Source organism: Streptomyces sp. KLMMK, assembly GCF_036961605.1.
GTDB classification, from domain to species: domain Bacteria; phylum Actinomycetota; class Actinomycetes; order Streptomycetales; family Streptomycetaceae; genus Streptomyces; species Streptomyces telluris.
Genome location: NZ_JBAMDC010000411.1, coordinates 1 through 5565, shown reverse-complemented (window position 1 = coordinate 5565; position 5565 = coordinate 1). Strand labels below are relative to the sequence as shown.

The 5565-nt window shown below is 72.1% G+C and carries 5 protein-coding genes; all 5 read right to left on the bottom strand.

Going from position 1 to position 5565, the window contains the following annotated elements:
• A partial coding sequence (locus V7793_RS32415; RefSeq protein ID WP_336013281.1) for an FAD binding domain-containing protein occupies positions 1–277 on the bottom strand: 277 nt, incomplete at its 3' end.
• Positions 278–574: 297 nt separating this feature from the next.
• The gene (locus V7793_RS32410; protein WP_336013280.1) at positions 575–2224 is read right to left on the bottom strand and encodes a beta-N-acetylhexosaminidase; all 1650 of its coding nucleotides are present in this window, start codon (positions 2222–2224) and stop codon (positions 575–577) included.
• A 5-nt stretch (positions 2225–2229) separates the two neighbouring features.
• Positions 2230–3147: a carbohydrate ABC transporter permease gene (locus V7793_RS32405; protein WP_443058041.1), complete on the bottom strand. Its 918-nt coding sequence runs from the start codon at positions 3145–3147 to the stop codon at positions 2230–2232.
• Positions 3144–4097 (bottom strand): carbohydrate ABC transporter permease, encoded by a 954-nt coding sequence (locus V7793_RS32400; protein ID WP_336013278.1) that lies wholly within the window; start codon positions 4095–4097, stop codon positions 3144–3146. The genes V7793_RS32405 and V7793_RS32400 overlap by 4 nt, the downstream gene beginning before the upstream one ends.
• A gap of 3 nt (positions 4098–4100) precedes the next feature.
• The gene (locus V7793_RS32395; RefSeq protein ID WP_336013277.1) at positions 4101–5405 is read right to left on the bottom strand and encodes an extracellular solute-binding protein; all 1305 of its coding nucleotides are present in this window, start codon (positions 5403–5405) and stop codon (positions 4101–4103) included.
• Positions 5406–5565 lie beyond the last annotated feature (160 nt).

Here is a 5565-nt window from a genome sequence, read left to right as displayed (position 1 = left end):
TGAGAGCCGCGAAGTCGGGGCGGCCCATCCGGGCGTGGGTGAGGCCGGCGCCGAGCAGGGCGTGGCCGTCCTGGTACTGCCAGCCGCGGATCTCGCTGATGCGGCCGAGGCCGACGAGCCCGGCGGGCCGCAGCAGCCCGGAGTTGACGGCGGCCATCAGATCGGTGCCACCCGCGACGGGCACGGCCGCGGGCATGGCGGCCAGCGCCGCCACGGCCTCGTCGAGCGAGCCCGGCAGCGTCACCGTGTGCGCTGCCTGCGGTGCGTGCGTGGTCAACCCAGCTGCCCCTTCCCCGGTGGTCCCGGCTGTCCGGCCTGATCCCGCCGTACGATCCCGCCGTACGGTACGTCCTCACGGCCCGGACGTGGCAACTCTGGCACATCTTCGGACTCCGCCGTCGCGAGGGTCCACGAACCGCCGATCCGTCCCCGGCAATACGAATGGTCCGATTTCCGGGAGTGTCCCCGCTGTGTACGGATTGCCATTTTAGGGGGCCTTTTTACGACTTACGGCAGTGTGTGAAGGACTACCGTGCCAGCCGTCCGGCACAACGGCGCGCAGCTTGGCCGTGGCTCACACGATCGGGGGCGCGCCCTCGATCGGGCGTCCGAGGACGCCGGGGCGGCGTTGCCAGGGCCTGGGGCCGCCGGGCGGCCGGTAGTCCACGCCCAGGGCGTCGAGCCGGGCGTAATGGGCGGTCATACGGCGTTCGAAGGCGGGGTAGTCGCGCTCGGCCGGCGCGGGCAGCTCCGACCAGACGGCCTCGGCGAAGGCGGCCAGGCGCGGGAAGGCCTGGTAGTCGACGCGCTGCTGGTTCTCCGTCACCTCGCTCCAGAGGTTGGCCTGCGCGCCCAGGATGCGGGCGGCCTCGGCGCCTGTGAGGCCGGGCGGCACGGGGTCGAAGCGGTAGACGTCCTCCAGGGTGCGGACGTAGCCGATGGGTACGGGCTCGTCGGTACCGGGCGCCTGCCGGTGGTCGAGGTACACCTGCTGCTCGGGGCACATGACGACGTCGTGTCCGGCCCGCGCGGCGGCGATTCCCCCCGCGTAGCCCCGCCAGGAGGAGACGGTGGCGCCCTCGGCCAAGCCGCCCTCGAGGATCTCGTCCCAGCCGGCGAGGCGCCGGCCGCGCTCGGCCAGCCAGCGGTCGAAGTGCCGTACGAACCAGCTCTGCAGCTCGTCCTCGCCGGCCAGGCCCAGCTCCCGGATCCGGGCCTGCGCGGCCGGCGACGCCTTCCACTGGTCCTTGGGGCACTCGTCGCCGCCGATGTGCACGAACGTTGACGGGAAGAGGCCGAGGACCTCGGTGAGGACGTCCTCGTAGAAGGCGAGGACGGCGTCGGAGGGGGCGAGGACGTTCGGGCTGACGCCCCACGTGTCCCACACCGTCAGGGCGGCGGTGTCGACGACATCGGCGTTGCCGAGCTCCGGGTACGCGGCGATGGCGGCCTGCGAATGTCCCGGGATGTCGATCTCGGGGACGACGGTGATGTGCCGCTCGGCCGCGTAGGCGACGATCTCGCGGATGTCGTCCTGCGTGTAGTAGCCGCCGTGCGGCCGCTCGTCCCACAGCGGCGAGGCCCGGTGCCCGGCCTTGGTGCGCGGGCGCCAGGCGCCCACCTCCGTCAGCCGGGGGTGACGCAGGATCTCGATGCGCCAGCCCTGGTCGTCCGTCAGGTGCAGGTGCAGGACGTTGAGCTTGTGCGCGGCGAGGAGGTCGAGGTAGCGCAGCACGCCGTCCTTGGGGAGGAAGTGGCGGGCGACGTCGAGGAGGACGCCGCGCCAGGCGAACCGCGGGGCGTCTTCGACGACGACCGCAGGGAGCTCCCACCGCTGTCCCGGCGCGACCGGCGCCCGCCGGAAGGCTTCCGGCCCCAGCAGCTGACGGAAGGTCTGCGCTCCGCGGAACACCCCGGCCGCGCCGGCCCCGGCGATCTCGACGAGGCCGCCGCCGACCACGATGCGGTGTGCCTCGGGGCCGTCCTGCTCGCCGAGCCCGGGCAGGACGCGCAGCAGGATGCGGTTCCCGCTGCCGGTGTGCGGGGCCAGGGGCAGCCCCGTGGCGGCGCCGGCGGTCGCGCGCATCCAGCGGGCGACGCCCTCGGTTCCGGGCTGCGCGTCGATCCCGGTCTGCTCGTCGAGCACGAAGCCCGCGCCGCCGCCGGGCGGCGTGGGACGGATCCGGCGCGGAGCCGGGATCAGGTGGGTGCCGAAGTCGTCCATGGGATTCAGTCCTTCACCGCTCCGCCGAGGCCCGACACGAGCCTCCGCTGTACGAGTACGAAGAAGACGAGTACCGGGACGGTCATGACGGTCGACGCCGCCATGATGCCGCCCCAGTCGTTGCCCTCGTCCTTGAAGAAGACGAGGAGCGCCATCGGCAGGGTGGAGTTCTCCGTGGCGCTGACGATGAAGGACTTCGCGAAAAGGAAGTCGTTCCACGTCGAGATGAAGGAGAAGACGCTCGTCGCGACGAGCCCGGGGAAGACCAAGGGGAAGAGGATCTGCCACAGGAAGCGGGCGCGGCTCGCGCCGTCGAGGCGAGCGGCCTCCTCCAGCGCCTCCGGCACGGCCCGGACGAATCCGCGCAGCATCCAGATCGCGAAGGGCAGCGAGAAGGCGATGTGGGGCAGGACCAGCGAGCCGAGGGTGTTGAGGCCGATGCCGGGGACGGTCCGCCCCGCGTCGCGCAGGAGGAAGAACAGCGGGATGGTGAGGGCCTCGACCGGCACCATCTGGGCGACGAGGAACATGACGAGCAGCGTCGTCCGGAACCGGAAGCGGAACCGGGTGACGGCGGTCGCGGCGAGGAAGGCGACGACCGCGGAGACCACGACGACGGTCCCCGCGACGAGCAGGCTGTTGAGGAAGTAGCGCGCGAAGTCCTGCTGGCCGAAGACGCGGCGGAAGGCGTCCAGGGAGGGCTCCGACGTCCAGGGGCGGGGGTGCTCCGACTGCACTTCGCCCGCCGGTTTCACCGCGGACAGGACCATCCAGTAGAGCGGGAAGGCCACCACGGCGGCGGTCAGCAGGGCGGCGGCCTCGGCGGCGAGCCGCCACGGGCGGCGCACGCGGGGGAAACGGACGCAAGGGAAATGGACACGGGGGAAACGGACGCGAGGGAAACGGACGCGAGTGACGCTCATATCTCCTCCCCCTGGCGCCTGAGCAGCCGCAGGTATCCGAGCGTGACGGCGAGCAGGATCAGCAGCATGACGACTCCGATCGCCGAGCCGAGGCTGTACTGCGAGGAGGCGAACGCCTTCTGGTAGGCGTAGACGTTCAGGGTCAGGTTCTGCCCGGCGACCCCGCCGCCGTTGGTCATCACGTAGATCTGGGTGAAGACCTTGAAGTCCCAGATGACCGACTGGATGGTGACGACGACGAGGATCGGCCGGAGCATCGGCGCCGTGACCCCGCGCCAGATGCGCCACTGCGAGGCCCCGTCCAGGGCGGCCGCCTCCAGGACCTCGCGGGGGACGGCCCGGATGCCGGCGTAGACGGTCACCATGACGAAGGGGAACGAGCACCAGACGACTTCGAGGAGGACGAGCGCGAAGGCGCTGTAGCGGTCGTACGTCCACGCGTAGCCCTCGAAGCCGGACAGGCCGAGCCATCCAAGCGCCTTGCCGGCGGGACCGAAGTCGGGGTCGAAGAGGAAGAGCCAGACCGTGGAGCCGGTGACGGCGGGCGTGGCCCAGGCGCCGAGCGCCGCGGCCATCAGGGCGAGGCGGGGCAGGGCGCGCACGCGGGTGAGGAGCACGGCGAGCGCGCAGCCGACGACGAGGGTGGAGAGCACGCACGCGGCCGCGAAGAGGACGGTGGTGACGAGCACGTCCCGGAACTGGGGGTCCCCGAAGAGGGCCGCGTAGTTGCCGAAGCCCTGGAAGGAGGTGGGCCTGCCGCCGCTGACCTGGGCCTGGGTGTACTCCAGGAAGGAGATGAGCCCGAGCTCGTAGACGGGGTAGACCAGCAGTCCGCCGATGAGGACGAGGGCGGGGGCGAGGTAGAGCCAGGGCGTCCACCTGCTGTGGGTGCGGGTGTGGGTATGGGTGCGGGTCGCTCCGGCGCGTACGGGATTGCCGTGTGGACGCATCGTTCAGCCCGCCGCCCTGAACGCGGCGTTCATCTTCTTCGCCGCGGCCGACGCCGCGGCGTCCACGCTCCTGCGGCCGCTGACGATCTCCTGGAGCATCGTCGGCAGGACCTGCCCGGCGTCGATGGCGGCCCAAGCGGGGGTCACGGGCACGAAGGCGGCGCCCGCCGTGAGCGTCTTCACGAAGGGTTCGACAAAGGGCTGCCTGCGGGCGGCTTCCCGGCGCACGTCCGTGTAGGTGGGCAGGAAGCCCATGGCGTCGAAGAGCTCGGACTGCGTGCGCTTGCCGGTGAGGGCCCGCATCAGGGCGACGGCGAGCGTGCGGCGGGAACTGCCCTTGAGGACGCCCAGATTGTTCCCGCCCGCGAAGGCGGGGGCGATGCTGCCTTCTTCGGCGCCGGGCAGCGGGACGACCGCGTACTTGCCCCGGACCTTGCCGTTCTCGACGGCCCGGTGGCTGAAGTCGCCGCCGATGGCCATGGCGGCCTTGCCCGAGGCGAACGCCTCGACGGTGGCGTTCCCGCCCATCTGCGCACACTTGGCGGGCGGGCAGTTGTGGTCGCCGAACAGGCCGGTGTACGCGGCGATGCCCCTCTTCGCGTCCTCGCGGTCGATCGCGGCGGTGTACTTCCTGCCCTTCTGCTGCGCGAGCGCGCCGCCGTTGGCCCACAGAAAGGGCAGGGCCCCGTACGTGTACGCGCCGCCGACCACGAGGCCGTACATCCCGGGCCGCTCCCGGTGGACGCGGCGCGCCGTCCCGGCCAGCTCCGCCTGGCTGCGCGGCGGCCGGAGGCCGAGCTCGCGGAAGACGTCGGTGCGGTAGTAGAGGGCGCGCACGCCGACGAAGAGCGGGGCGCCGTAGACCTTGCCGTCCACGGTCACCGAGCGGCGGGCGGCGGGGTCGGTGTCCTCGGCCTCGGGCCAGGCGGCGAAGTCGGCCGTCACGTCGGCCAGTCCGCCGTCGCGCACGTAGCCGGCGGTGTCGGTGTTGCCGTACTCGATGACGTCCGGGGCGCTCGCGGGGTCGTTGAAGGCGGCCTTGATCCGCTGGGCGCGCGTCTCGACGGGGATGTAGGTGACGTCGACGGAGACGCCGCGGTGTTCCCGGGTGAAGCCGGCGACGGCCTTGTCGACGACGGCGGCCTTGGGCTTGTTGTCGACCTCCCGGAAGAGCCAGACGCGCAGCCGCCCCGTGCTGTCGTCGCCGCGGGCGCCGCCGGCGGAGGTCGAGGGGGCGCAGGCGGTCAGGACGAGGGCGGCGGCTGTCAGAGCCGCCCGGGCGGATAAGCGACGGCCTGACGGCGTCATGGGGTCCCCTCCCGCGTGGCGTTGCAACATACGCAATGGGCGTTTCGCTCAGCACAACTGGCAGGAGAGTAGAGGCGTGCCATGGCCCGGACAAGAGGTCTCCACCACACCGTGATCCGCAAAAGCACCCTGCGCAACGCGCCCGCCCCGCGGGCGCTCC